Below are 24791 nucleotides of genomic sequence, written 5' to 3'. Positions count from 1 at the left end.
TGCAGCAAAAGTACATACTCAAACAAAGTGATGTATTGGCTCGGGCAATCTGCCAGCGTTTCATGTTTTGCCGATAAATACTGCCCCTCCGGCGGCCGAATTCGCTGTCAACGCCAGTTGCAAATTATTCGGCTTATGATTCTACTTTATACATAAGTGCGTCCTGTAAAATGATTCGTGAATATCCTTGATGCCGAATGAATCGGCGGAGATATCGAATGCTAAATGCTGATATTGAGAGCTGGGCGCTGGCGCGGGCCCATCATATTGTTCTGAACGAGGGCCTGAATCTGGCGAAGGCGGCACAGGATCTGGACCGCAAGCGGTCCCGCTCGCTGGTCTACGAGCTGAGAAAGGTCATCACCGCAGCTATTGTCGAAGCCCATGCTGCGTCTTTCGATCCTGAGGGTGCGCAGCGGTAAAAGCCAAACTGCCTCGAAAGGGTCGGCAGCCCGCCACGCCTGCCCGGCACTCACCACTGGTAATTCCTTCGCATTTCCGCCATATAGACCGGAAAGACAGACGGAATGATACCCATGAGCGCAACGGTCGAATTCGCGAGGATGAACGGGCTTGGCAACAAGATCCTGGTCGTCGACATGCGCGGCCGGCCGGACAAAGTGACGGCGGCGGCGGCGGTCGCGCTCAATGCCGATCCGCAGACAGAGTTCGATCAGATCATGGCGATCCATGATCCGAAGGCCGACGGCACCGATGCCTTCATCGATATCCTGAATTCCGACGGGTCCAAGGCGCAGGCCTGCGGCAACGGCACGCGCTGCGTCGTGCAGGCGCTTGCCGCAGAGACCGGCAGCAAGGTCTTTACCTTCCAGACGGTCGCCGGCATCCTCAACGCCGTCGAGCACGAGGACGGAACGATCTCGGTCGATATGGGCCGGCCGGTGTTCGCTTGGGACAGGATCCCGCTGGCGGAAGAATTCCACGACACCAGCCGCATCGAGCTGCAGATCGGCCCAATCGACAAGCCGGTGCTGCATTCGCCGTCGGCAATGTCGATGGGCAATCCGCATGCGATCTTCTGGGTGGACAGGGACGTGATGTCCTATGATCTCGCCCGCTTCGGGCCGTTGCTCGAAAACCATCCGATGTTTCCCGAGCGCGCCAATATCACGCTGGCGCAGGTGACGTCGCCGACATCGGTGACGACGCGCACCTGGGAGCGCGGCGCGGGACTGACGCTTGCCTGCGGTTCGGCTGCCTGTTCTGCTGCCGTCAGTGCTGCGCGCACCGGCCGCACCGGCCGCAAGGTGACGATCAATGTGGCAAGCGCCAAGCCGCCGGCCACGCTTTCGATCGAATGGCGCGAGCGCGACGATCACGTCATCATGACCGGCCCGGCCGAATGGGAATGGTCCGGCAGGGTCGATCCGTCGACCGGTCTCTGGTCGCGCGATGATACCCGAGAGGCCGAGGCGCAGTGAGCGGCATCGAGGTCATTACCTTCGGCTGCCGCCTCAACACATATGAATCCGAAGTGATGAAGGCGCAGGCTGAGAAGGCCGGGCTCAACAACGCTATCCTTGTCAACACCTGTGCCGTGACCGGCGAGGCCGTGCGCCAGGCCCGCCAGGCGATCCGCCGGGCACGGCGCGACAATCCGCATGCCCGCATCATCGTCACCGGCTGCGCCGCGCAGACGGAAAAGCAGACCTTCGCCGCGATGGCGGAGGTCGATGCCGTGCTCGGCAACGAGGAGAAGCTGGCGAGCGCCTCCTATCGCAGCCTGCCGGATTTCGGCGTTTCGGCCGAAGAGAAGCTTCGGGTCAACGACATCATGAGCGTCAAGGCGACGGCGCCGCAGATGGTGAGGCACATCGACGGCCATGTGCGTGCCTTCATCCAGGTGCAGAATGGCTGCGACCATCGCTGCACTTTCTGCATCATTCCCTATGGCCGCGGCAATTCCCGCTCCGTGCCGATGGGAGCCGTCGTCGATCAGGCCCGCAAGCTCGTCGACTGCGGTTACCGCGAAATCGTGCTGACCGGCGTCGATGCCACCAGCTATGGCGGCGATCTGCCTGGCGTGCCGACGCTCGGGCTTTTGGCGAAGACGCTGCTGAAGCAGATCCCCGATATTCGCCGGCTCAGGCTTTCCTCGATCGACAGCATCGAGGCCGATGCCCACCTGATGGATCTCATCGCCGACGAGCCACGTTTCATGCCGCATCTGCATCTTTCGCTGCAGCATGGCGACGACATGATCCTGAAGCGCATGAAGCGCCGGCATTTGCGCGCTGATGCGCTGCGTTTCATCCAGGATGCGCGCCGCCTCCGCCCCGAGATGAGCTTCGGCGCCGATATGATTGCCGGCTTTCCCACAGAAACCGAAGAGATGTTCGACAATGCCGTGCGGCTGGCCGAAGAGGCTGGCATCGCCCATCTGCATGTCTTCCCCTACAGTCCGCGTCCCGGCACGCCGGCCGCCCGCATGCCGCAGCTCGACCGGTTGCTGGTCAAGGATCGCGCCGCAAGGCTGCGCGCCACTGGACATAGGCTGCATCAATCCCATCTCGATGGGATGATTGAAACCCGGCAATGGCTGCTTGTTGAAAACAACGGCCTGGCGCATACGGAGAATTTCACGCTGGTCGCAGCCCCCGGCCTTCGTCCCGGCGAACTTGTGCCGGTCACGATCACCGGCCACAATGGCAAGCATCTCGACATGCAATTGACGGCCGCAGCAGCGGCCTGACTTTCACGGAATCCCCATGGCGCTCAGTTTCATCAAAAAGGTCTTCACCTTCGGCAAGCCGGCTGAAGAACCTGTGCCCGCGACCGTGGAAAGGGAGCTGAAGCCGCGTTCGCGCGACGAAGATCTGCCGGTTGCCGACGATCCGGTGCTGGCCGAGGAAATGGATACGGCCGGCAGGCCGGCTGCCGATATTGACGAGGGCGGAGTCGAGGCAGCGGTTGCTGAAGATGATGTCGAAGCCGCAATCCTGCCAGCTGCGGACCAGCTGAGCGATGTGGGTGTCGTGCCGTTATCGCTGCTGGAAGCTGAGGCGGCAGCGGAGGCCGCGCAAGATACCCCCCCTACCCTGCCGGGCGTCCCCCCCACAGGTGGGGGGATTAAGCAGCTGGATGCCGATCGCCAGACAATAGATGCGGAGAGTGAGTCTGCTGCTTTGGATGATTCAGTCGATGCGGCGGAAAACATTGCCACGAGTTTCCCCCCACCTGTGGGGGGGATGCCCGGCAGGGTAGGGGGGGAAGCCGCAGATCGCGAGTTTTCGGCCGAAACGCCGCTGCCGCCATCCGAGCCGATAGAATCGCCGCCGACCGTTGAGCCTATCCTCCCCAAAGGCTTCGCCACCGGCCCGAAGGTCGTCGAACCGGAACCGATTGTCCCGCAACCGAAACTCAGCTGGTTCCAGCGCCTGCGCAACGGTCTTGCACGCACCTCTTCGCAGCTGACCGGCCAGATCACCGCGCTCTTCACCAAGCGCAAGCTCGATGACGAGACGCTGCAGGATCTCGAGGACCTGCTGATCCAGGCCGATCTCGGTGTCGAGACCGCCATGCGCGTCACCGACACGCTTGCCTCCGAACGTTATGGCAAGGATGTCACCGGCGAGGATGTCAGCCGGATCATGGCGTCCGAAATCGCCAAGGTCCTGAAGCCGGTCGCCAAGCCGCTGCAGCTCGACCTCTCGCACAAGCCGCATGTCATCCTCGTCGTTGGCGTCAACGGCACTGGCAAGACGACGACGATCGGCAAGCTTGCGGCCAAACTTTCCGGCGCCGGGCTGAAGGTGATGCTGGCCGCCGGCGATACGTTCCGGGCGGCGGCGATCGAGCAACTGAAGATCTGGGCCGACCGGACGAAATCCGAATTCATCGGCACCAAGCTCGGCGCCGATGCCGCCGGCCTTGCCTATGATGCTTTCGAACAGGCAAAGGCGAAAAAATGCGACGTGCTGATCGTCGATACCGCCGGCCGCCTGCAGAACAAGGCAGAGCTGATGGCCGAGCTTGAGAAGATCGTGCGCGTGCTCGGCAAGCTCGATCCCGATGCGCCACACACAGTGCTGCAGACCCTCGATGCCACGACCGGGCAGAATGCGCTGAGCCAGGTCGAGATCTTCCGCAACGTCGCCGGCGTCAACGGGCTGATCATGACCAAGCTCGACGGCACGGCGCGCGGCGGCATCCTCGTCGCCATCTCCGCCAAGCACAAGCTGCCGGTCTATTTCATCGGCGTCGGCGAGGGCGTCGAGGATCTGGAGCCGTTCGAGGCCGAGGATTTTGCCCATGCCATTGCCGGACTTCCCCAATGATGCCACAGATATGCCGCCGAAAGCCTGCAGGGCAGGGCCGGAAACAGTTTCCAGGAAAACAGGTTTGAAGAACGCATGAGCACCGAAAGCGATATCACCCCGTCTGCTGCCGACCGGCATCACCCGCTGCTGAAACTGGCGCTGGAACTCGGGCCGCTGCTGATCTTCTTCTTCGCCAATCTGCGCGGCCAGTGGCTGGTGGAGACGTTTCCTGCTCTTTCCGAATTGGGCGGACCGCTGTTCGTCGCGACCGGGCTCTTCATGGCGGCGACGATCATCTCGCTGATCGTTTCGAAGATTGTGCTCGGCCATCTGCCGATCATGCCTTTCGTATCCGGGATCGTCGTCGTCATCTTCGGCTCGCTGTCGATCTGGCTGCAGAACGAAACCTTCATCAAGATGAAGCCGACCATCGTCAACGCGCTCTTCGGGGTGGCGCTGCTCGGCGGGCTGGCCTTCGGCAAGTCGCTGCTCGGCTATGTCTTCAATGCCGCGTTCCAGCTCGATGCCGAGGGCTGGCGCAAGCTCACCATCCGCTGGGGCATCTTCTTTCTCTTCCTTGCCGTGCTGAACGAAGTCGTCTGGCGTAATTTTTCCGACGGTACCTGGGTCGCCTTCAAGGTCTGGGGCACGATGCCGATCACCATCATCTTCACGCTGGCGCAGATGCCGTTGGTGCTGAAGCATAGCGTCAACCTGGAAACGGACGGCGAGAAGTGAGCGCTGTCGATGCAGAGTCTCGCGTAAGACACCAGAGCTTCTGGTTTGTCGCCTGCCTTGCGGTCCTGATCATCCAGATCGGCGCCGAATATATGATGGGCCGCGTGCCGATCTGCGCCTGCGGCACTGTCAAGCTGTGGGAGGGCGGGGTCAATACCAGCGGCAATTCGCAGCATCTATCGGATTGGTACACGCCGTCGCACATCATCCACGGCTTCCTGTTCTACGGGCTCGCGCATCTCATCCTGCGCGGCAAGCCGTTGGCGGCAAGGCTGCTGCTGGCGCTCGTCATCGAATCCGGCTGGGAGCTGCTCGAGAATTCACCTCTCATCATCGACCGCTACCGCACGGCGACGATCGCGCTCGATTATTACGGCGACAGCATTCTCAATTCGGCGATGGACACCGTCTTCATGTGCGTCGGCTTCTTCTTTGCGCGTCGTGCGCCGGTGGTGCTGACGGTGGCGATCGCCATCTTCTTCGAGATTTTCACCGGCTATATCATCCGCGACAACCTGACGCTGAATGTGGTGATGCTGATCTGGCCTGTGGAGGCCATCAAGGTCTGGCAGGGCGGGCTCTAGGGCCTCTTTTGTGGATCACTCACTCAGGGCCGGCTTCCCCAGCGCCTTTTCCATTGCCGGAAACAGGCCCTCCTTCAGGCTGATATCGTCGAACGGTCCGACGCGCTTATAGAGGATCGTGCCGTCAGGCCCGACCAGATAGCTTTCCGGAATGCCGTAGACACCCCAGTCGATCGCTGCCTTGCCGTTCGGATCGACGCCGATCGCCCGATAGGGGTTGCCGAGCTCGCCGAGGAAACGCAGGGCGTTGTCGCTCTGGTCCTTGTAATTGATGGCGACGATGTTCAGCCGTCCGTCTTTTGCCAGTTCTTTCAATATTGGATGTTCGTCCCGGCAAGGGAGGCACCATGAGGCGAAGACGTTGACGAGGGTCAGCTTGCCCTTGATTGCCGTATCGGTCAGCGCCGGCAGGTTGGCGCCGTCGAGCGGCGGCAGGTTCAGCGCCGGCGCCCTGGTGCCGATCAGGGCGGAGGGAATTTCGGCGATGTTCTTGCCATGGAAATCCTGGTCGTAAAGCATCTTTGCGGCCGTGGCAGCGATGCCGCCGAAGACGACGAGCGGCAGCAGCGCCAATGCGTAACGGCTCAGCCCGCGCGGCTTGGCGACGGTGTTTTCCGGCGTGTCGTTCATTCGCCATCCCCCATACTGTCCTTGGGGCGCGCCGAACGACGGCGGATGCCGGCAGCCTCAAGGGCTGCAAGTTCCCTGCGGCGGGCGCGGCCGTCGGCCCAGGTCCAGACCGTGGTGGCGATCGTCACCAGGGCCGCAAAGCCATAGGAAGCGTAGACGTAGAAGGCATGCGTCACGGCTATTCCTCCCGGCTCGCCATGCGGGCGGCAAGACGGCGCTGGGCGGCAATGCGGCGGCGCCAGATCTCGTTCCTCATCGCCATGATGTGCAGCGTGAAGAAGAGCAGGGTGAAGGCGATCGCCATGACGAAAAGCGGCCGCAGGAATTCCGGATCGATCGCCGGGCCGTCGAGGCGCAGCACGCTTGCCGATTGGTGCAGCGTGTTCCACCACTCGACCGAGAATTTGATGATCGGGATGTTGACGAAGCCGACGAGGATGAGCACGGCGCTGACGCGCGCGGCCTTCGACGGATCGTCGATGGCACGGCCGAGCGCAATCAGCCCGAGATACATCAGGAAGAGAACGAAGACAGAGGTCAGCCGCGCATCCCAGACCCACCATGTGCCCCACATCGGCTTGCCCCAGAGCGAGCCGGTGACGAGTGCGAGCAGGGTGAAGGCGGCGCCGAGCGGGGCCGCGGCCTTGGCGGAGACATCGGCCAGCGGATGGCGCCAGACCAACGTGCCGATCGCCGAGACGCTCATGATCGTATAGCACATCATCGAAAGCCAGGCCGAGGGCACATGCACATACATGATGCGCACGGTCTCGCCCTGCTGGTAATCGCCTTCGGTGGCGAAGCTTAGATAGAGGCCGACCGCGAAACAGAGGGCGGTGATGCCGGCCAGCCACGGAATGGCGCGTGCCGCCAGCGCCAGAAACCGCGTCGGGTTGGCGAGATCACTGAATTTGCTGATGGCAAGGCTCGTTTCGCTCATGTCCGCTTCCTTACCTTGATCCGGCTTTTCCCGCAATCGAACGCCCCATCAATCCGCTGTGTTTCGCAGCGCCAGGGCGGCGGCTGCCGGGCCGATGACCGCGAAGAAGAGTGTCAGCGCAATGAGGATCAGGAAGGGTGGCAGGAACGGGGCGGGATCCTCGACTGCGGCATAGGTGGCGCTGACGCCGAAGATCAGCACCGGAATGGTCAGCGGCAGCACCAGGATCGAGACCAGCAGGCCGCCGCGGGGCAGCGCCACGGCAACGGCAGCACCGACGGCGCCGATGAAGGTGATGGCGGGCGAGCCGACCAGCAGCGTCAGCATGGTCGCACCGATCGCCGTTTCGTCCATGTTCATGAAGAGGCCGAGCAGCGGCGAGGCGATGACCAGCGGCAGGCTGGTGGCCGTCCAATGGGCGAAGCATTTGACCAGCACGGTGAGGACGAGCGGCGTTTCCTGCATCAGCATCAAGTCGAGCGATCCGTCATCGCGCTCGGCCTGGAACAGGCGGTCGAGGCCAAGAAGGGCGGCAAGCAGCGCGCCGATCCAGACGATGGCGGGGCCAATGCGCGATAGCAGCTTGAGATCGGGACCGACGCCGAAGGGAATGACGGCGACGATGGTCAGGAAGAACAGCACGCCAATCAGTGCACCGCCGCCGGCGCGGATGGAAAGTTTCAGGTCGCGGAGGAAGAGGGCGGTCATGCGGGGCGGCTCTCTGCATGTGCGGTTGACGGGGTAGCTACGTCGAGGAGCATCACCCCCAAACCCCCGCATCGACCCCGGCAAAGCCGGTCATCTTCAATTCCTGCGCATTCCTCAACCCCAGCGGCTGATGTGTTGCCGCCAGCACGATGCCGCCCTTTGTCTGATGCGCTCCAATCAAATCGGCAAGCAGCCGGTCGGCGCTGGCATCGAGTGCGGCGGTCGGCTCGTCGAGGATCCAGACAGGGAGATGGCTGACCAGCAACTTTGCGAAGGCTATCCGGCGCTGCTGGCCGGCGGAGAGATAACCGAAGGGAAGGTGGGTGATGCCGGAAAGACCGACGGCGTCGGTGGCGTCCTCGATGGAAAGGGCGGCGGCGGAGCCTGAACTGCCGAGAAAGGCGCGCCAGAAACCGAGGTTTTCCGCAACCGTAAGTTCATCCTTCATCGCATTTCGGTGACCTAGGTAGTGGCTTACTTCGCCCGGATGCCTACCTCCCGGGCTCCCTTCGTCATGAAATATGACAGTGCCTTTTTCCGGCCTCAGCAGGCCGGCGACGACACGCAGCAAAGTGGACTTTCCCGATCCATTTTTGCCCGTCAGCACAAGCGCCTCGCCGGCCGCCAAGTGAAAGGAAATGTTAACGAAAATGAGATCCTCACCGCGCCTTGCAGCCAGATTGTCGGCGGTGAGATGCATGCGTCGGCTCTTTCCTGGTTTCGGCTTGCGGCGGTCAAAAAATGTCCGATTTTGACTGTGCTCGGGTATGGCAAGTTTTTAGGAAATTATCTATAAGACCTGCAACCACGCCAGCGGTCGGCGTGAATTTCATCCTTGCGCCGAACTTGGAGCGTCTGTTCCACGTGCGGACAGCGGAAATGGCCGTACCCGCATCCTGATGTGCATCAAGTGCATAGGCGTTCGCACGACTGTGTTGGCTATCAGAAACGGGGTATCTCGTGTCTAAATCTCTTGACAGTTTCAATTGTCGTTCCACGCTTTCCATCAACGGGAAGGAGTATGTCTATTACAGCCTGCCCAAGGCTGAGGCAAACGGTCTGGCCGGCGTGTCGAAGCTTCCCTATTCGATGAAGGTGCTGCTTGAAAACCTGCTGCGCTTCGAAGACGGCCAGTCGGTCACCAAGGAACACATCCTGGCTGTCGCCGAATGGCTGAACAACAAGGGTGCGGTCGAAAACGAAATCGCCTATCGCCCGGCGCGCGTGCTGATGCAGGACTTCACCGGCGTTCCCGCCGTCGTCGATCTTGCCGCGATGCGCGACGCGATGGTGTCGCTCGGCGGCGATCCGGAGAAGATCAACCCGCTCGTTCCCGTCGATCTCGTCATCGACCACTCCGTCATCGTCGACGAATTCGGCACGCCGCAGGCTTTCGCCAAGAATGTGGAGTTGGAATACCAGCGCAACGGCGAGCGCTACCGCTTCCTGAAGTGGGGCCAGCAGGCCTTCAAGAATTTCCGCGTCGTGCCTCCCGGCACCGGCATCTGTCATCAGGTCAATCTCGAATATCTCGGCCAGACCGTCTGGACCAAGGAAGAGGACGGCGAGACGATCGCCTATCCCGATACATGCGTCGGCACAGACAGCCACACGACGATGATCAACGGTCTCGGCGTTCTCGGCTGGGGTGTGGGCGGTATCGAAGCGGAAGCCGCGATGCTCGGCCAGCCGGTCTCGATGCTGCTGCCCGAAGTCATCGGCTTCAAGCTGACCGGCAAGCTCAAGGAAGGCGTCACGGCGACCGACCTCGTTCTCACCGTCGTGCAGATGCTGCGCAAGAAGGGCGTCGTTTCGAAGTTCGTCGAATTCTTCGGCCCCGGCATGGATAACATGCCGCTCGCCGACCGCGCGACGATCGGCAACATGGGCCCGGAATACGGCGCGACCTGCGGCTTCTTCCCGGTCGACGGCGAAACCATCAACTACCTTACCATGTCCGGCCGCACGCATGACCGGATTGCGCTCGTCGAAGCCTATTCGAAGGCCCAGGGCATGTGGCGCGAAGGCGACGGTTCCGATCTAGTCTTCACCGATACGCTGGAACTCGATCTAAGTGACGTCGTGCCGTCGATGGCCGGCCCGAAGCGTCCGGAAGGCCGCATTTCGCTCGAGAACATCGCGATCGGCTTCGCCGGCTCGATGGATGCCGACTACAAGAAGCCGGGCCAGTTGAACAACCGCTATGCCGTCGAAGGCACGGATTTCGATCTCGGCCATGGCGACGTGGCGATCGCCGCCATCACATCGTGCACCAACACCTCCAACCCGTCAGTGCTGATCGCCGCCGGCCTTCTTGCCCGCAACGCCGTTGCCAAGGGACTGAAGACGAAGCCGTGGGTGAAGACCTCGCTGGCACCGGGATCGCAGGTCGTCGGCGAGTATCTCGCCAAGTCGGGCCTGCAGGCCGATCTCGACAAGCTTGGCTTCAACCTCGTCGGCTTCGGCTGCACCACCTGCATCGGCAATTCCGGTCCGCTGCCGGCGCCGATCTCGAAGACGATCAACGACAAGGGCCTTATCGTTTCCGGCGTTCTCTCCGGCAACCGTAACTTCGAAGGCCGTATCTCGCCCGACGTGCAGGCGAACTACCTCGCATCCCCGCCGCTCGTCGTCGCTTATGCGCTTGCCGGCACGGTGCAGAAGGATCTGACCCAGGAGCCGATCGGCGAGGATGAGAGCGGCAAGCCGGTCTATCTCAAGGACATCTGGCCGACCGCGAAGGAAGTCCAGGAATTCATCCTGAAATACGTGACCCGCGAGCTCTACGAAAGCAAGTACGCCGATGTCTTCAAGGGCGACGTCAACTGGCAGGCCGTTCAGATCCCGCCGGGCCAGACCTATGCCTGGGACGACGATTCAACCTATGTGCAGAACCCGCCCTACTTCGTCGGCATGGGCAAAAAGGGCACCGGCGTCTCCGACATCAAGGGCGCCCGCGTTCTCGGCCTGTTCGGCGACAAGATCACCACCGACCACATCTCGCCGGCCGGTTCGATCAAGGCGGCATCGCCAGCCGGTGCCTACCTCATCGACCACGACGTCGCCGTTGCCGACTTCAACCAGTACGGCACACGCCGCGGCAACCATGAAGTGATGATGCGCGGCACCTTCGCCAATATCCGCATCCGCAACCACATGCTTGGCCCGAACGGCAAGGAAGGCGGGTACACCATCCATTACCCGTCGAAGGAAGAGACCTCGATCTACGACGCCGCAATGCAGTACAAGCAAGAAGGCGTGCCGCTCGTCATCTTCGCCGGTGTCGAATATGGCAACGGCTCCTCGCGCGACTGGGCCGCCAAGGGCACCAGCCTGCTCGGCGTCAAGGCGGTGATCGCCCAGTCCTTCGAGCGCATCCATCGCTCGAACCTGGTCGGCATGGGTATCATTCCCTTCGTCTTCGAAGAGGGCACGACCTGGCAGAGCCTCGGCCTCAAGGGCGATGAACTCGTCACCATCGAAGGTCTGGAAAAGATCAAACCGCGCGAGAAGAAGATCGCCAGGATCACCTATAGCGACGGCACTGTGAAGGAGGTTCCACTGCTGTCGCGCGTCGACACGCTCGACGAGGTGATCTACCTCAACAATGGCGGCATCCTGCAGACGGTTCTGCGCGATCTAGCTGCCTGATTTTTTAAGAGATGCGCGTGATAATAGCCGCCGGAGAGCAATCTCCGGCGGCTTTTCTTTGATGCGGACAGTATTTGGACGGGCTCACGATGATTTGTTTTACGCAGGTTCCGGTCGGGCTAGGTCTCACCCGTTCGTGACTTTCCGTTTGGACCCTGAGGGATTATTCGTACGTTCATATCAGCGCCCCGGTTCAAACACGCCGCCGGCGCTGAAAAAGAGGTGCAGGTGAATGTCCCCCCGTTTTTTGATTCCGCTGATTGCCGGCGTTGTTCTCTCAGGCCCGCTGCAGGCCGAAGACGGTACGCCGAAAGGTGTCGTCGAACTCTTCACGTCTCAGGGCTGCTCCTCCTGTCCTCCCGCTGATGCCGCTTTCCGCAAGCTGGTAAACCAGGGCGATGTTATCGCGCTCGCCTACCATGTCGATTATTGGAACTATCTCGGCTGGGCCGATACGCTGAGCTCCAAGGAAAATACCGAGCGGCAGTATGGCTATGCCAGGACGATGGGCCGCAGCAACGTCTACACGCCGCAGGCCATCGTCAACGGACGCGGCCATCTGGCCGGCGCCGATCTCAGCGGTATCAACAGCAAGATCGACACCTTTAGCAGCGAAGGCAACGGGCTGACCGTTCCGATCAGTGCCGCGATGCGCGGCGACGAGTTGGAGATCAAAATCGGCGCCGGACAGGGCAAAGCCAATGTCGTGATGGTCTATTTCGATAAGGAAAAGACAATCGACGTCGAAAAGGGCGAGAACAGCGGCAAGAAGATCTCCTATCTGCACAGCGTCACCAATGTCGAAACCGTCGGCATGTGGGACGGCAAGGCAACGAGTCTGACGTTGCCGGCAAGCGTCCTGCAGCGGCCGCAGCTCGAGGGCTGCGCCATTCTGCTGCAATCGGCGACCGCAGATGGCGACCCGGCTGCGATCCTTGGCGCGACCGTGGTGATGGCTGGCAAAAATATCTGAGATTCCATCCGCTTTCGGATGAAGTTCTGGGCGGCCCGGCCGAACGTATTCGGGGCTGGGGTTAAGGTCGATACGCTCCGCCGGGCCCTTTGGCGCGCTGGCGCCAAACTGGAATGCATAAATCTCCTGCAAATGAGGCGCTGTTTTGACTGAAATGCGGCGCTGCGGAGAAAGCGTCGGCCTGCCCGGCGTCCTTGCGCGAGAGACGCGCGGCGCTGCAGTGCGGCTGAATGTGACGGCCGGCGCTCTTGCAATTTGCGGCAGCTCGGGCAAACTGTCACCCTCCTGTCACAAGCGGAGGCCTCGGGAGACTGATGACAGATCAGCCGGATTTGCGACACGGCGAGAGCCGCTCCGTCGACAATAGTTCCTCAGTCGTCGTCGATCTCAGGGAATACAGACAAAGCAAGGATCCGCTTCCGGTGACCTTCCACCGGCGCGAGCTGGACGCGATCCTCTGGATCTACGGCCGGATGGTCGGTGATGGTGACTGGCGCGACTACGCCATCGATCATCTGAAGGACAGGGCGGTTTTTTCCGTTTTCAAACGTTCCGGCGAAATGCCGCTCTTCCGCATCGAGAAAAACCCGAAGCTCGCCGCCAAGCAGGGCGCCTATTCCGTGATCAACGCTAACGGCACCATCCTGAAGCGCGGTCACGAGTTGAACCAAGTGCTGAAGGTGTTCGACAAGGCCCTGAAGCTGGTCGACAAATAGAGCGCGTCGCGCTTTAAATCTTTGTTTATGCATGTCGTGATCCCAAAACCGTTGCACACTTTTGGGCGACATGCATTAAGCCGCATCAGCCGGCAAACAGTGTGCCGGGATAGACGGACGGATCCGGATCGCTTGTCATGGCTTCGCCGAGCGCGCGCTGCATGAACATCGTGTCCAGCCAGCGACCATGCTTATAGCCGGTGCCCTTCATCAGGCCGACCTCCTCGAAGCCGGCTGCGCGGTGCAGCGCGATCGAGGCCGGGCTGGCGCCGCCGATGACGGCTGTCATCTGACGAAAGCCGAGGGTGGTGCAGCGGTCGATCAGTTCGGCAAGCAACGCCTTGCCGATGCCGCGGCCGCGGGCCTCAGGCGCCAGATAGATCGAATCCTCGACCAGCCAGCGATAGGCAGGACGCGTGCGAAACGCCGAGGCATAGGCGTAGCCGAGCAGGACACCGCCCGCATCGACGGCGGCGATATAGGGATATTGCTGGCTGACGATGGCCGCAAAACGTTGCGCCAGCTCGGCCTCGGACGGCGGCACGATCTCATAGCTTGCGACGCCGTTCAGGACCGATTCGCGATAGATATCGGCAATGGCGGGAATATCGGCTTGCGTGGCATCGCGCAGGAGGAAGGACATTTTGGCGGCAGATCCATTGGGGAGGATATCTCTTCCTAAAACCATCCCGCGAAAGCCTGCGCAACAAAAAAGGCGGCCGAAGCCGCCTTTTCGATCTCAGTCTGCCCTGCTTATTTACGGTTGCCCATGAACTGCAGCAGGAACATGAAGAGGTTGATGAAGTCGAGATAGAGCGTCAGCGCGCCCATGATCGCCTTGCGGCCGGCGACGGCGACGTCATCGGCTTCCAGGTACAATTCCTTGATCCGTTGCGTATCATAGGCGGTGAGGCCTGCGAAGATCAGCACGCCGAGTACCGAGATCGCGAACTGCACGGCGGATGACGCCAGGAAGATGTTGACCAGCGAAGCGATGATCAGGCCGAACAGACCCATGATCAGGAACGAGCCCATCGCCGACAGGTTACGCTTCGTCGTGTAGCCGTAAAGCGACAGCGCGCCGAAAGAGGCGGCGGTGACGAAGAAGGTCTGCACGACGCTCTGGCCCGTATAGATCAGGAAGATCGACGAGAGCGACAGGCCGACGAGCGCGGCATAGACCGCAAAGGTCGTCTGCGCGGCAGCCACCGTCATCGTATTGATCCGGAAGCTCAGGAAGAACACCAGAGCCAGCGGCGCCAGAATGACCACCCACTTCAGCGGGCTCACATAGATCGCCTGACCGAATGCGGTCAGTTCGCCATTGGCGAAGGCGAGTTGGAACGACAGATATGCGGCCACACCGGTGATCGCCAGGCCCAGCGCCATCAGGTTGTAGACCTTGAGCATATAAGCGCGCAGGCCTTGATCAATCATCTCGCCGGTCTGAACGCGGCTTTGATAGTTACGAAGATCAGCCATAGTTTCCTCTTACAAGCTCCGATGGAAATACGGTGTCGGGGTTTTCGACCCGGGCGCCGCTGCGGAGCTCCAGCATGCCTGCGAACAATATGAGGCTTTCGCCCATTGCAAACAAGAGGCTTGCAAAGCCTCAGCCGGTTAAATCGCCGTAAGGTGAAGGGTTTGAGTGCCGCTGCCTGGTCAAAGCTCGCGCAAAACGGGGGCCGCCTTCTGCCCAAGGATGCGCCAGGTACCGATCAGGCCGATGCCGACGGTGAGGATGAGCGCGGTCACAAGCGTCAGTCCGGCCACGTCGGGCAGAAAGGTCGAGGGCAGCCGCATGATGCGGGCGACGATGAACCAGGCGGCAACCCCACCGGCGATCAGCGCGAAGATCGCAGTCGCGAGGCCGAGGATCAGATATTCGTAGCTAAAGGCGCGGATCAGCATGACGCGCGTGGCGCCGAGCGTCTTCAGCACCACCGCGTCGTGGGTGCGCGCCCGGTTTCCGGCGGCAAGCGCGCCGGCAAGGACGAGAATCGAGGCGATGAGGGCGACGGAGGCTGCGGCGCGGATCGCGGTCGCCAGCTGTGCGACCAGCTGGTTGACGATATCGATCGCGTCCTTGACGCGCACGCTGGTGATCGTCGGATAGGTGTTGGTGACGGATTTCAGGATCGCGGCATCTTCGGCCGGTGTCGAAGAGGGATCGGTCAGGGTCGCCAGCCACGCATGCGGGGCGCCGCGGAAGGTATTCGGCGAGAAGACCATGACGAAATTGATCGACAGCGATTCCCACTCGACGCGGCGCAGACTGGCGATCTTCGCGGTGATGTTGCGGCCGAGCACATTGACGGTGACCGTATCGCCGATCTTGAGGCCGAGCTCATGCGCCTCTTCCGAGGAGAAGGAGACGAGCGGCTCGCCGCTGTAATCCTTGTCCCACCATTTGCCTTCGGTGAGGGCGGCGTTCTCCGGCAGGGTTTCGGCATAGGTGATGCCGCGGTCGCCGTTCAGCACCCAGCGGCCGGCTGCCGGCACGTTCATCTTGGTGACGTCCTCGCCGTTGAAGGCGATGATCCGGCCGCGCAGCATCGGCACCTCGACGAGCTTGCCCTGCGGCGCCTGCGCCTGGACGAGATCGCGGAAGGCATCGACCTCGGCGCTCTGGATATCGACGAAGAAGAAGTTCGGCGCACCCTCGTTCATCCGGCCGGTCAGCTGCCGGCGCAGGTTCCCGTCGATCAGCGTCAGGGTTACCAGCAATGCCAGGCCAAGGCCGAGCGAGAGGACGACCGAGGGCGTCAGTGCGCCGGGGCGGTGGATGTTGCCGATCGCCAGCCGCAGCGCCGGCGAATTGACGCGCGGGCTGCGGCGCGCGAGCCAGGCGATCAGCGCCGCGACGAGGCGCAGGACGACGAAGGCGAAGACGATCGCGCCGACGAAGACGACGGCGATGAAGCGGTCATAGGCGGTAAGGATGGCAAGGCCGGCAAGGCCGGCCATGAACAGGGCGGCAAGCAGAATATAGGGCCAGGAAGGCAGGCGACGGGCCTCGAAACCTTGCTCGCGGAAGAGGGCCGTCGCCGGCACTTCGCGGGCGTGGCCGAGCGGCAGGATGGCGAAGGCGAGCGTCGTCAGCATGCCGAAGAGCGTGGCGAGCAGCAGGGCGCCGGGATAAAGGGTCGGCGCAGTCGAGACCGGCAGAAATTGCGCCAGAAACTGGGCGGCGAAGATCGGCGACAGGGCGCCGATGACGAGGCCGATCAGGATGCCGCCGAGAGCGATGATGGCAATCTGGAAGAGATAGATCAGAACGACGACCTGCGCCGGCGCACCGAGACATTTGAACGTGGCGATGGTGGTGCGCTTGGAATCGAGGAAGGCGCGCACCGCATTGGCGACACCGACGCCGCCGACGATCAATGCGGTGAGGCCGACCAGGGTCAGGAACTGCGAGAAGCGAGTGATATTTTCGGTCAGAGAGGGCGCGGCACGGTCGCTGGTGCGGATCGCCCAGCCGGCGGCGGGGAATTCCTCGGAGGCGCGCGCCTGGATGCCCGACATCGCGCCCTTGTCGTTCAGCCTGATCTTGTAGGCATGTTCGACCAGGCTTCCGGTCTGGATCAGTCCGGAGGCTTGGAGCGCCTGGCGGCTGACGAGCAGACGCGGCGCAAAGCCAAAACCTTCCGACAGCGCATCCGGCTCGGTCTTCACCGTACCGGTGATGCTGAGCTTGACGTTGCCGAGCAGCAACTCGTCGCCGACGGCAAGCCCTAGCCGATCGAGAAGGAGGGGCGCTGCGACCGCGCCATAAGTGCCGCTTTGGCTGGAAAGCAGCGCTGCAAGCGGATAGTCCGGCTCGGCCACGAACTTACCGTAGAGCGGGTAGGCTTCATCGACGGCCTTGACCTCGACCAGCGCCTGATCGGAACCGTCGGGCTTGCGGGCCATCGAGCGCAGCCCTGTCGACACTGAAAGGGTGCCGAGGCCTTCGAGGAAACCGATTTCCTGAGGCGTGGCTTCGCGGTTGTTGAGTTCGAAGCGGACGTCACCGGCCAGCAGCTCCTGCCCCTGCGAGGCGATCGTGTCGGTGATCGACTGCGAAACGGAATTGACGGCGGCAATGGCGCCGGTGCCGAGTGCGATGCAGGCAAGGAAGATGTAGAAGCCGCGGATGCCGCCGCGCAGCTCGCGCAGTGCCAGGCGAAAAGCGAGCGAGACACGCGGCGTGACGATCCTCATGCGATCGCCGCTTCGCTGCGGCGGGCGGCGCTGTCGCCCTCGATCCTGCCGGAGCGGACGCGGATCTGGCGCGAGCATCGGTTTGCAAGCGAGACGTCATGGGTGACGAGAAGCAGGGTCATGCCGCGTTCGGCCTGCTTGGAGAACAGAAGGTCGGCGATCTGGCGGCCGGTCTCGGTGTCGAGATTGCCGGTCGGCTCGTCGGCGATCAGCAGGGCGGGCGACGGGGCGAGCGCCCTGGCAATCGCCACGCGCTGCTGTTCGCCGCCGGAAAGCTGGCCGGGATAGTGGTTCAGCCGCTCGCCGAGGCCGACCGATTTCAGCTCGCGATGAGCGATCTCGAAGGCGTTGCCGACATTGGCGAGTTCGAGCGGCACGGCGACGTTTTCCAGCGCCGTCATATTGGCAATCAGGTGAAAGGACTGAAAGACGATGCCGATGTTGCGGCCGCGGAAATCGGCGACCTGGTCTTCGCTGAGGCTATGGAGCGGCGTATCGTTGATGTTGATCTCACCGCTGTCGAGCTTCTCCAGCCCGGCAAGAACCATCAGAAGGGTGGATTTGCCGGAACCGGAAGGGCCGACGATGCCGACGGATTCGCCGGCCGCGATATCGAGATCGATGCCCTTCAGCACATGGACGGAGGCGGCTGCGCTGCCAAGGGTCAGATCGGCGCCCTTCAACTCGATAATGGTTTTTGCCAACAGAAATCGCCCTATATAAGTCCGTAATGGAAAGGCCGCATAACGGCACCTCGCCAATCTAGGGAAACCAGGATGAGATTTAAAGTTGCCGCCCTTCAATTCACCGTCATCGCCGTCTCGCTGATCCTTGCCACTGCCGCCGATGCCCGGACGATCAATCTCGTCGGTTTTGGGGATAGTTTGATGGCGGGCTATCAGCTGCCGCCCGGCGACGGCTTTCCGGAAAAGCTGCAGGCGGCCCTGAAGGCGAAGGGGCTCGACGTCACCATTGCCAATGCCGGGGTCTCCGGCGACACGACGACAGGCGGGCTTGCGCGTATCGACTGGTCGGTCCCCGACGGCACCGATGGCGTCATTCTCGAGCTTGGCGCCAACGATGCGCTGCGCGGCATTCCGCCGGAGGAGAGCGAGCGGAATCTCGATCAGATGATTGGCCGGCTACAGGATCGCGGGATTGCCGTGCTGCTCGCCGGTATCATAGCGCCGCCGAACATGGGAGCGGATTATGCGGCGCGCTTCAATCCTATTTATCGGAAACTTTCCGACAAATACGGAGTTCGACTTTATGCCTTCTTCCTCGACGGGGTTGCGCTCGATGCGGGGCTGAAGCTCGATGACGGCATGCATCCGAACGCGAGAGGTGTCGACGTTATGGTCGAGAAGATGGTGCCTGCTGTCACAAATTTCGTCGAAGCGATTTCATCTGTGAAGAATTAGGGGCTTGCGCGGTTGTTGATTGCATGATTCCGTGTGAGCACCTGCAAAAGATTCGGGGAGTGCTCGTGATGCCGAGACTGTTTACCGCCCTCGAAATTCCGCGCAATGCGGCGATGAGTCTTTCATTGCTGCGCGGTGGCCTCCCCGGAGCACGATGGATCGATGTGGAGAATTACCACATCACTCTGCGCTTCATCGGTGATGTCGACGGCCGCACGGCTGATGAAATCGTTGAACGCCTCGACCGGATCGACCGGCCGGAATTCCAGTTCCGGCTCGAAGGCATCGGTTCGTTCGGCTCGAAGAAACCGCATTCGGTCTGGGCCGGCGTCTCGCCATCGCCTGAAATGCATGCGCTGCAGGGCGAGATCGAGCGCATCTGCCAGCGCATCGGTCTGCCGCCCGATCCCCGCAAATTCATGCCGCATGTGACGCTGGCGCGGCTCAAATCCTCGCGGCTCGACGATGTCGTGCAATATCTGGCGGGACGCGGCAACTTCCACACCGCAACCTTCACTGCACCGCGCTTCGTGCTGCTTTCGTCGCGCGAATCGGTCGGTGGAGGGCCTTACCTCACCGAGGAAGTTTTCCCGCTGCACGAGGCACGCTCGACGCCCAGCGTTTCGAGCAGCCTGCAGCAGCCGGTCAAGAGCCTGGTGTAGACCAGCTCGAAACCTTCAGGGCCGCCATAATAGGGATCGGGGATATCCTCTCCCGTTCCCAGCGCGGCATCACCGAAAAGGTGGATATTCGCCCCAGGCGGTGTGCTCTTGCCGAGCGCCGCCAGGTTGTCTCGGTCCATGGCGAGGATCAGATCGAAATCCCTGAGATCCCTCGCCCTGATGCAGCGAGCGCGCTGCCCCGATATGTCGATGCCGTGACTTTTCGCGGTGGCGATCGAACGCCGATCGGGCGGCTCGCCTTCATGCCAGCCGCCAGTGCCGGCGGAATCGATCGTAAAATCGCCGGTCAACCCCGCCTCGGCGACAAGATGGCCAAAAATTCCCTCCGCGAGCGGAGAACGGCATATATTGCCCATGCAAACGAAGAGGATGCTGATGCGTTTCATCGGTAACCTGTCGGCAGAGAGAGGATCATGGCATGAAAATGGAAAGACTGGAACGGGCGGCGGCCGAGGCTGAACTGACCGAGCTTGCGGGCTGGGCGCTCAATGATGCGGGTTCTTCGATATCGAAGACGTTCAAGTTCGCAAATTTCGTCGAGGCTTTCGGCTTCATGACGCAGGCAGCACTCGCGGCCGAGAAGCTCAACCACCATCCCGAATGGTTCAACGTCTATTCCAGGGTGGATGTGACGCTGAACACGCATGATGCCGGCGGACTGACGGAACTGGATTTCAAGCTCGCCAAAGCCATGGAGAAGGCTGCGGCGCGCCGTGTCGTTTGAAAGGGGGGCCGATTGAAAGGGGGCGATTGAAAGGGGTCGATTGAAAGGGGTCGATTGAAAGACTGGGCGCCGTCACCATATGTTCGCATGGACAAAAGGGATGCAGGGATGGACGAGGTCAAATTCGGGGAAATCCTCTTGCCGGGCGACGAGGACACCCAGAGCCGGCGCGAGAAAACCGTCAGGCAGAAATTTTGGCCGACGTTTCGGCGGGCGGTGCGGCAGATCCCCTTCTCGCGCGATGTCGTCGCCGGTTTCTATTGCGCGCTCGATCCGCAGACGCCGACCAAGGTGCGCGGCGTGCTGCTTGCAGCACTCGCCTATTTCGTCATGCCGATCGACATGATCCCGGATGTTTTCGCCGTCATCGGCTTTTCCGACGACATCGCCGTGCTCTCGGCCGCCTTCGCCATGGTGCGCGGCCACATCCGCCCGGGCCACTACGAAGCGGCCGACCGCGTTCTCGCCGATCGACCCGAAGAAGCAATGAAGACGATCTAAAGCGCGTCCGCTGCACACTTTTGGGCGACATGCATCAGGCGATTTCGCGTTCCAGCACCTTGCGGAGCTTGCCGAAGGCAAGCCGGATACGTGACTTCACCGTGCCGAGCGGCAGCCCGGTCGCTTCGGCGATCTCCGAATGCGATTGACCGAGGAAGAAGGCAGCGCGCAGCATGTCGCGCTGTTCCTCCGGCAATTGACCGACGGCCGCGCGTATCTTAGCGTCGCGATCGTCATTAGCGATGATCTCTTCCGCACCGATATCACCCGGCGGCTGCAGGGCCGGATCGGTCTCGTCGAAGATACGGGTATTGGCGCGGCGCCGCATGTCGATGCGGCGATTGCGGGCAATGCGGAAAAGCCAGGTCGAGAGGGACGATCGCGTGGCATCGTAAAGTCCTGCCTTGTGCCAGAGCACGATCATGATCTCCTGGACCAGTTCCTCGGCCTCGCCTGATGTCATCTTCTGGCGCATCAGCCAGGCCTTCAGGCGAGGGGCGAAATAGTCGAACAGGATGGAAAAGGCCTGCTGGTCGCGATCGTCCGCGACGGCCTTGGCGAGGGCAGCGAAACGCTGTCTTTCCTCGGCATCCATATCCCCTCACCAGCCCCCTGCGGCAATAATTTCGTCCCGGATTTCCAAGTCTTAATGAGGTACAACGGATTTGCGAAACGTCAAACTCTTGCCTGAATCTTTGTGTCTTAAATTCAGCCGAACGGACCGCCAGTGCCATCGGGGCACGATGTCGCGGCCGATACCGTCAAAGGTGCGAAAATTGACACTCGAGCTGAAATGACACAGGCAGATACAAATCGCAGCTATTGTTGACCATTTGGTAACCTGAATTAAGTCAAAATAAAGCAGATCGTGATTATGCGGCGCCCGCTATGATCGCTTCGGGCCTTGAATCGCAAGAACCGGCAGGAATCCATGTTTGTAAAAAGTATCGTATCCGCTCTCGCACTCACCCTTGTTATGGCCGGAGTTGCGGAAGCGCAGCAGGCCGCGCCGAACCGCATCCAGCAGTTCCAGGCATGGGGCGCCTACTCCTACAAGTCGGGCAACAGCACCGTCTGCTACGTGCTGTCCGTTCCGACGGCAAAGCAGCCGGCAAGCGTCGACCACGGCGACAATTTCTTCATCGTCTCTCAGCGCCCGGGCCAGAACATCTCTTACGAGCCGCAGGCGATGATGGGCTACACGGTCAAGGAAAATTCGAAGATCAACGTCGTCATCGACAACAAGACCTTCGTGATGTTCACCAAGGACAAGGCCGGCTGGGTCGAGAATGCGGCCCAGGAGCCAGCCCTCGTCGCCGCGATGAAGACCGGTCACTCGATGACGGTCAATGCCGTTTCGCGCAAGGGCACCGGCACCTCCTACAGCTATTCGCTCTCGGGTATTTCGGCTGCGCTGAAGCAGATCGAAACCTGCAAGTAAGCGGTCCTCTAGGCCGAAGAGTTTCATGGGCCGGCCTTGCGCCGGCCCATGCCATTTCCATCTATGGTGACGCGCGGGCAAAATGATGCTAAAGCCGGCGCCAACAGCGGACAGATCGCGATTTCAGTCGCCGTTCCGCCATTCAACTTCTGCCGATGTGCTGTCATGCGCCCGCAGGTCTTCCGGCTTATCGCTGAAGTCCGCGGGGTTGCGAGGAGCAGCCACATGTTTGAATTCGGGATGAATGCCTATGTCCGTCATGGATGCGATCGTTGTCACCAAGCCGCAGGCGCGCACGTCCGCCAGCCTCGAGAAGCCGTCGTTGATCGGCATGTCGCGCGAGGAGATGGCGGCGGCACTCCGGGAAAAGGGTGTGGCCGAGAAGCAGATCAAGATGCGCGTCTCGCAGCTCTGGAACTGGATCTATGTGCGCGGGGTTTCCGATTTCGACCATATGACGAATGTCGCCAAGGACATGCGGGAGATGCTGAAGCAGCATTTCACCATCGAACGTCCCGAGATCGTCGAGGAGCAGGTTTCCAACGACGGCACGCGCAAATGGCTGCTGCGCTTTCCCGCCCGCGGCGCCGGGCGTCCCGTCGAGATCGAGGCCGTCTACATTCCGGAAGAGGGCCGCGGCACGCTCTGTCTTTCCAGCCAGGTCGGCTGCACGCTCACCTGTTCCTTCTGTCATACCGGGACGCAGCGTCTGGTGCGCAACCTGACGGCGGAAGAAATTCTTTCGCAGCTGCTGCTTGCCCGCGACCGGCTTGGGGATTTCCCGGACCGTGAAGCGCCGCAGGGTACGATCATGCCTGCCGAGGGCCGTAAAGTCAGCAACATCGTCATGATGGGCATGGGCGAACCGCTTTATAACTTCGATGCCGTCAAGCAGGCATTGCTGATCGCCACGGATGGTGACGGCCTGTCGCTGTCCAGGCGCCGCGTGACGCTGTCCACCTCCGGCGTCGTGCCGGAGATCTTCCGCACCGGCGAGGAAATCGGCGTCATGCTGGCGATTTCGCTGCATGCGGTGCGCGACGATCTGCGCGACATTCTGGTGCCGATCAACAAGAAGTACCCGCTGAAAGAGCTGATCGAAGCCTGCCGGACCTATCCTGGCCTTTCGAACGCGCGGCGTATCACCTTCGAATATGTGATGCTGAAGGATGTCAACGACAGCCTGGAAGACGCCAAAGGGTTGATCAAGCTGTTGAAAGGCGTGCCGGCGAAGATCAACCTCATTCCGTTCAATCCCTGGCCCGGCACCAATTATCAGTGTTCCGACTGGGAGCAGATCGAGAAGTTCGCCGACTTCATCAATTCGGCAGGCTATGCTTCGCCGATCCGCACGCCGCGCGGCCGCGACATTCTTGCAGCCTGCGGCCAGCTGAAATCGGAATCCGAACGCATGCGCAAGACCGAACGTCTGGCCTTCGAGGCGATGATGATCGCCAATCACGGCGCCGACGACTGATCAGCAAGTTTGATCCTCGCTACAATTCTCCGCGATTGATTTCAGGGGGCGCTTTTCCTAAAAGTGCCCCCAAAATCATTCAGGAGGATCCCCATGCGCCCGATTTTGCTCGCTCTTGCCGCCAGTTTGGCCCTTTCCCTGCCCGCAAAGGCCGATGACGTCACCGTCGCCGTGACGGCGATCGTCGAACATCCGGCGCTCGATGCGGCGCGCAAGGGCGTTCTCGATGCGCTGACGGCCGCCGGCTACAAGGAAGGCGAGAACCTGAAATTCGTGTTCGAGTCGGCGCAGGGCAACCCGGCGACGGCAGCCCAGATCGCCCGCCAGTTCGCCGGCGACGAGCCCAATGTCATCGTGCCGATTTCAACGCCCTCGGCCCAGGCCGTCGTTTCCTCGACACGTGACATTCCTGTCGTCTTCACGGCCGTGTCCGATCCGCTCGGCGCCCAGCTCGTCAAGAACATGGACAAGCCCGGCAGCAATGTCACCGGCCTCTCCGACATGTCGCCGGTCGCCGAGCACATAGCGCTGATCAAGGAAATCCTGCCTGATGTGAAAACCATCGGCTATCTCTACAATTCCGGCGAGGCGAATTCCGTTTCGCTGCTCGCCGTGCTGAAGGCTGAAGCCGAAAAGGCTGGCCTCAAGGTGGTCGAATCGGCCGCCACCAAATCGGCCGAGGTCCAGGGTGCGGCGCGTGCGCTCGTCGGCCGCGCCGATGTGATCTACATTCCGACCGACAACACGATCATCTCCGCGCTTGAAGGTGCTGTCGCCGTTGCCGAGGAGAGCAAGCTGCCGCTCTTTACCGCCGATACGGATTCGGTTTCGCGCGGCTCGATCGCCGCTCTCGGCTTCAACTATTATGATGTCGGCAAGCAGACCGGCGAGATCGTCGTGCGCGTGCTGAAGGGCGAGAACCCGGGCGACATCGCGGTCAAGACCGCCGCCGGCAGCGACCTCGTCGTCAACAAGGCGGCGGCCGCGAAGATGGGCGTCACGCTGCCGCAAAGCGTGCTTTCCCGCGCCAATAAGGTCATTGAATAATCGGCCGTTACTTCGACGTTTAGTTGGATACAGCCGCTCCCGTTTGCACGGGGGCGGCTCTTCGTATTAAA

Annotated in this window: 27 protein-coding genes; 16 read left to right on the top strand and 11 right to left on the bottom strand. The window is 61.5% G+C overall.

The window, feature by feature from the left end; genetic code table 11:
* Window positions 1–197: 197 nt before the first annotated feature.
* From N2600_RS21405 to N2600_RS21380, 6 genes are all read left to right on the top strand, one after another.
* A complete protein-coding gene (locus N2600_RS21405; protein ID WP_170257161.1) occupies window positions 198–422 on the top strand; it encodes a hypothetical protein in 225 nt (74 codons plus the stop codon).
* Between the two features lie 114 nt (window positions 423–536).
* On the top strand, window positions 537–1442 hold the full coding sequence (gene dapF, locus N2600_RS21400) for a diaminopimelate epimerase (protein WP_260297333.1): 906 nt from the start codon (window positions 537–539) through the stop codon (window positions 1440–1442).
* Complete coding sequence (gene mtaB / locus N2600_RS21395; RefSeq protein WP_260297332.1) at window positions 1439–2713, top strand: tRNA (N(6)-L-threonylcarbamoyladenosine(37)-C(2))-methylthiotransferase MtaB; 1275 nt, start codon at window positions 1439–1441, stop codon at window positions 2711–2713. The genes dapF and mtaB overlap by 4 nt, the downstream gene beginning before the upstream one ends.
* Window positions 2714–2729: 16 nt before the next feature.
* Window positions 2730–4298: a signal recognition particle-docking protein FtsY gene (gene ftsY, locus N2600_RS21390; protein WP_260297331.1), complete on the top strand. Its 1569-nt coding sequence runs from the start codon at window positions 2730–2732 to the stop codon at window positions 4296–4298.
* Window positions 4299–4373: 75 nt separating this feature from the next.
* Window positions 4374–5018, top strand: a complete 645-nt coding sequence (locus N2600_RS21385; RefSeq protein WP_017966185.1) for a septation protein A — start codon at window positions 4374–4376, stop codon at window positions 5016–5018.
* Window positions 5015–5602 (top strand): DUF2585 domain-containing protein, encoded by a 588-nt coding sequence (locus tag N2600_RS21380; protein WP_260297330.1) that lies wholly within the window; start codon window positions 5015–5017, stop codon window positions 5600–5602. Before N2600_RS21385 ends, N2600_RS21380 begins: the two co-directional genes overlap by 4 nt.
* Window positions 5603–5617: 15 nt before the next feature.
* Here N2600_RS21380 and N2600_RS21375 read toward each other — a convergent pair whose 3' ends face one another.
* From N2600_RS21375 to ccmA, 5 genes are read right to left on the bottom strand one after another with little or no spacing between them, the layout of a single operon-like run.
* Window positions 5618–6232: a DsbE family thiol:disulfide interchange protein gene (locus tag N2600_RS21375; protein WP_222301048.1), complete on the bottom strand. Its 615-nt coding sequence runs from the start codon at window positions 6230–6232 to the stop codon at window positions 5618–5620.
* Window positions 6229–6408: a heme exporter protein CcmD gene (gene ccmD, locus N2600_RS21370; protein WP_222384417.1), complete on the bottom strand. Its 180-nt coding sequence runs from the start codon at window positions 6406–6408 to the stop codon at window positions 6229–6231. Before ccmD ends, N2600_RS21375 begins: the two co-directional genes overlap by 4 nt.
* A gap of 2 nt (window positions 6409–6410) precedes the next feature.
* Window positions 6411–7172, bottom strand: coding sequence for a heme ABC transporter permease (locus tag N2600_RS21365; protein ID WP_012759360.1), 762 nt, complete (start codon window positions 7170–7172; stop codon window positions 6411–6413).
* A gap of 48 nt (window positions 7173–7220) precedes the next feature.
* Window positions 7221–7880, bottom strand: a complete 660-nt coding sequence (gene ccmB, locus N2600_RS21360) for a heme exporter protein CcmB (protein ID WP_024320427.1) — start codon at window positions 7878–7880, stop codon at window positions 7221–7223.
* A gap of 52 nt (window positions 7881–7932) precedes the next feature.
* Window positions 7933–8580, bottom strand: coding sequence for a heme ABC exporter ATP-binding protein CcmA (gene ccmA / locus N2600_RS21355; RefSeq protein WP_222384418.1), 648 nt, complete (start codon window positions 8578–8580; stop codon window positions 7933–7935).
* 260 nt (window positions 8581–8840) lie between these two features.
* Here ccmA and acnA point away from each other — a divergent pair, with 260 nt between their 5' ends.
* The 3 genes from acnA to N2600_RS21340 all read left to right on the top strand — a co-directional run bounded on the left by acnA (window position 8841) and on the right by N2600_RS21340 (window position 13220).
* Window positions 8841–11531, top strand: coding sequence for an aconitate hydratase AcnA (acnA, locus tag N2600_RS21350; protein WP_260297329.1), 2691 nt, complete (start codon window positions 8841–8843; stop codon window positions 11529–11531).
* A 232-nt stretch (window positions 11532–11763) separates the two neighbouring features.
* Window positions 11764–12504, top strand: a complete 741-nt coding sequence (locus tag N2600_RS21345; protein WP_017966193.1) for a DUF1223 domain-containing protein — start codon at window positions 11764–11766, stop codon at window positions 12502–12504.
* 314 nt (window positions 12505–12818) lie between these two features.
* A complete protein-coding gene (locus tag N2600_RS21340) occupies window positions 12819–13220 on the top strand; it encodes a DUF2794 domain-containing protein (RefSeq protein WP_017966195.1) in 402 nt (133 codons plus the stop codon).
* A gap of 85 nt (window positions 13221–13305) precedes the next feature.
* On the opposite strand, the gene N2600_RS21335 is transcribed toward N2600_RS21340, so the two are convergent.
* The 4 genes from N2600_RS21335 to N2600_RS21320 all read right to left on the bottom strand — a co-directional run bounded on the left by N2600_RS21335 (window position 13306) and on the right by N2600_RS21320 (window position 18130).
* Window positions 13306–13863, bottom strand: a complete 558-nt coding sequence (locus tag N2600_RS21335) for a GNAT family N-acetyltransferase (RefSeq protein WP_017966196.1) — start codon at window positions 13861–13863, stop codon at window positions 13306–13308.
* Window positions 13864–13973: 110 nt separating this feature from the next.
* Window positions 13974–14702, bottom strand: a complete 729-nt coding sequence (locus N2600_RS21330; protein WP_017966197.1) for a Bax inhibitor-1/YccA family protein — start codon at window positions 14700–14702, stop codon at window positions 13974–13976.
* 180 nt (window positions 14703–14882) lie between these two features.
* Window positions 14883–17426, bottom strand: coding sequence for an ABC transporter permease (locus tag N2600_RS21325; RefSeq protein ID WP_260297328.1), 2544 nt, complete (start codon window positions 17424–17426; stop codon window positions 14883–14885).
* On the bottom strand, window positions 17423–18130 hold the full coding sequence (locus N2600_RS21320; RefSeq protein WP_017966199.1) for an ABC transporter ATP-binding protein: 708 nt from the start codon (window positions 18128–18130) through the stop codon (window positions 17423–17425). The genes N2600_RS21325 and N2600_RS21320 overlap by 4 nt, the downstream gene beginning before the upstream one ends.
* A gap of 72 nt (window positions 18131–18202) precedes the next feature.
* On the opposite strand from N2600_RS21320, the gene N2600_RS21315 reads away from it, so the two are divergent.
* Together N2600_RS21315 and thpR are read left to right on the top strand one after the other, a co-directional pair.
* Window positions 18203–18847: an arylesterase gene (locus N2600_RS21315; protein ID WP_017966200.1), complete on the top strand. Its 645-nt coding sequence runs from the start codon at window positions 18203–18205 to the stop codon at window positions 18845–18847.
* 68 nt (window positions 18848–18915) lie between these two features.
* The gene (thpR, locus tag N2600_RS21310) at window positions 18916–19509 is read left to right on the top strand and encodes an RNA 2',3'-cyclic phosphodiesterase (protein ID WP_026154359.1); all 594 of its coding nucleotides are present in this window, start codon (window positions 18916–18918) and stop codon (window positions 19507–19509) included.
* Here the strand turns inward: thpR and N2600_RS21305 are convergent.
* Window positions 19416–19916, bottom strand: a complete 501-nt coding sequence (locus tag N2600_RS21305; RefSeq protein ID WP_080635703.1) for a low molecular weight protein-tyrosine-phosphatase — start codon at window positions 19914–19916, stop codon at window positions 19416–19418. The two genes, thpR and N2600_RS21305, sit on opposite strands and share 94 nt — an antisense overlap.
* A 32-nt stretch (window positions 19917–19948) precedes the next feature.
* On the opposite strand from N2600_RS21305, the gene N2600_RS21300 reads away from it, so the two are divergent.
* Together N2600_RS21300 and N2600_RS21295 are read left to right on the top strand one after the other, a co-directional pair.
* Window positions 19949–20254 carry a 4a-hydroxytetrahydrobiopterin dehydratase gene (locus N2600_RS21300; protein WP_170260901.1) on the top strand — a complete coding sequence of 102 codons (306 nt, stop codon included), beginning with the start codon at window positions 19949–19951 and terminating at the stop codon, window positions 20252–20254.
* 108 nt (window positions 20255–20362) lie between these two features.
* A complete protein-coding gene (locus N2600_RS21295; RefSeq protein ID WP_018072065.1) occupies window positions 20363–20755 on the top strand; it encodes a YkvA family protein in 393 nt (130 codons plus the stop codon).
* A 34-nt stretch (window positions 20756–20789) separates the two neighbouring features.
* On the opposite strand, the gene N2600_RS21290 is transcribed toward N2600_RS21295, so the two are convergent.
* Window positions 20790–21350 carry a sigma-70 family RNA polymerase sigma factor gene (locus N2600_RS21290; RefSeq protein ID WP_017966205.1) on the bottom strand — a complete coding sequence of 187 codons (561 nt, stop codon included), beginning with the start codon at window positions 21348–21350 and terminating at the stop codon, window positions 20790–20792.
* A gap of 336 nt (window positions 21351–21686) precedes the next feature.
* On the opposite strand from N2600_RS21290, the gene N2600_RS21285 reads away from it, so the two are divergent.
* The 3 genes from N2600_RS21285 to N2600_RS21275 all read left to right on the top strand — a co-directional run bounded on the left by N2600_RS21285 (window position 21687) and on the right by N2600_RS21275 (window position 24720).
* Window positions 21687–22196: an invasion associated locus B family protein gene (locus N2600_RS21285; RefSeq protein ID WP_017966206.1), complete on the top strand. Its 510-nt coding sequence runs from the start codon at window positions 21687–21689 to the stop codon at window positions 22194–22196.
* Between the two features lie 250 nt (window positions 22197–22446).
* Window positions 22447–23673 carry a 23S rRNA (adenine(2503)-C(2))-methyltransferase RlmN gene (gene rlmN / locus N2600_RS21280; RefSeq protein ID WP_017966207.1) on the top strand — a complete coding sequence of 409 codons (1227 nt, stop codon included), beginning with the start codon at window positions 22447–22449 and terminating at the stop codon, window positions 23671–23673.
* Between the two features lie 93 nt (window positions 23674–23766).
* Window positions 23767–24720 carry an ABC transporter substrate-binding protein gene (locus tag N2600_RS21275; protein ID WP_222384422.1) on the top strand — a complete coding sequence of 318 codons (954 nt, stop codon included), beginning with the start codon at window positions 23767–23769 and terminating at the stop codon, window positions 24718–24720.
* The last annotated feature ends 71 nt before the right edge of the window (window positions 24721–24791 follow it).

The organism is Rhizobium sp. WSM1274 (genome assembly GCF_025200775.1).
Lineage (GTDB): Bacteria > Pseudomonadota > Alphaproteobacteria > Rhizobiales > Rhizobiaceae > Rhizobium > Rhizobium leguminosarum_I.
The sequence above is the reverse complement of the archived record's forward strand: the minus strand, read 5'-3'. Positions and strand labels throughout refer to the sequence as shown.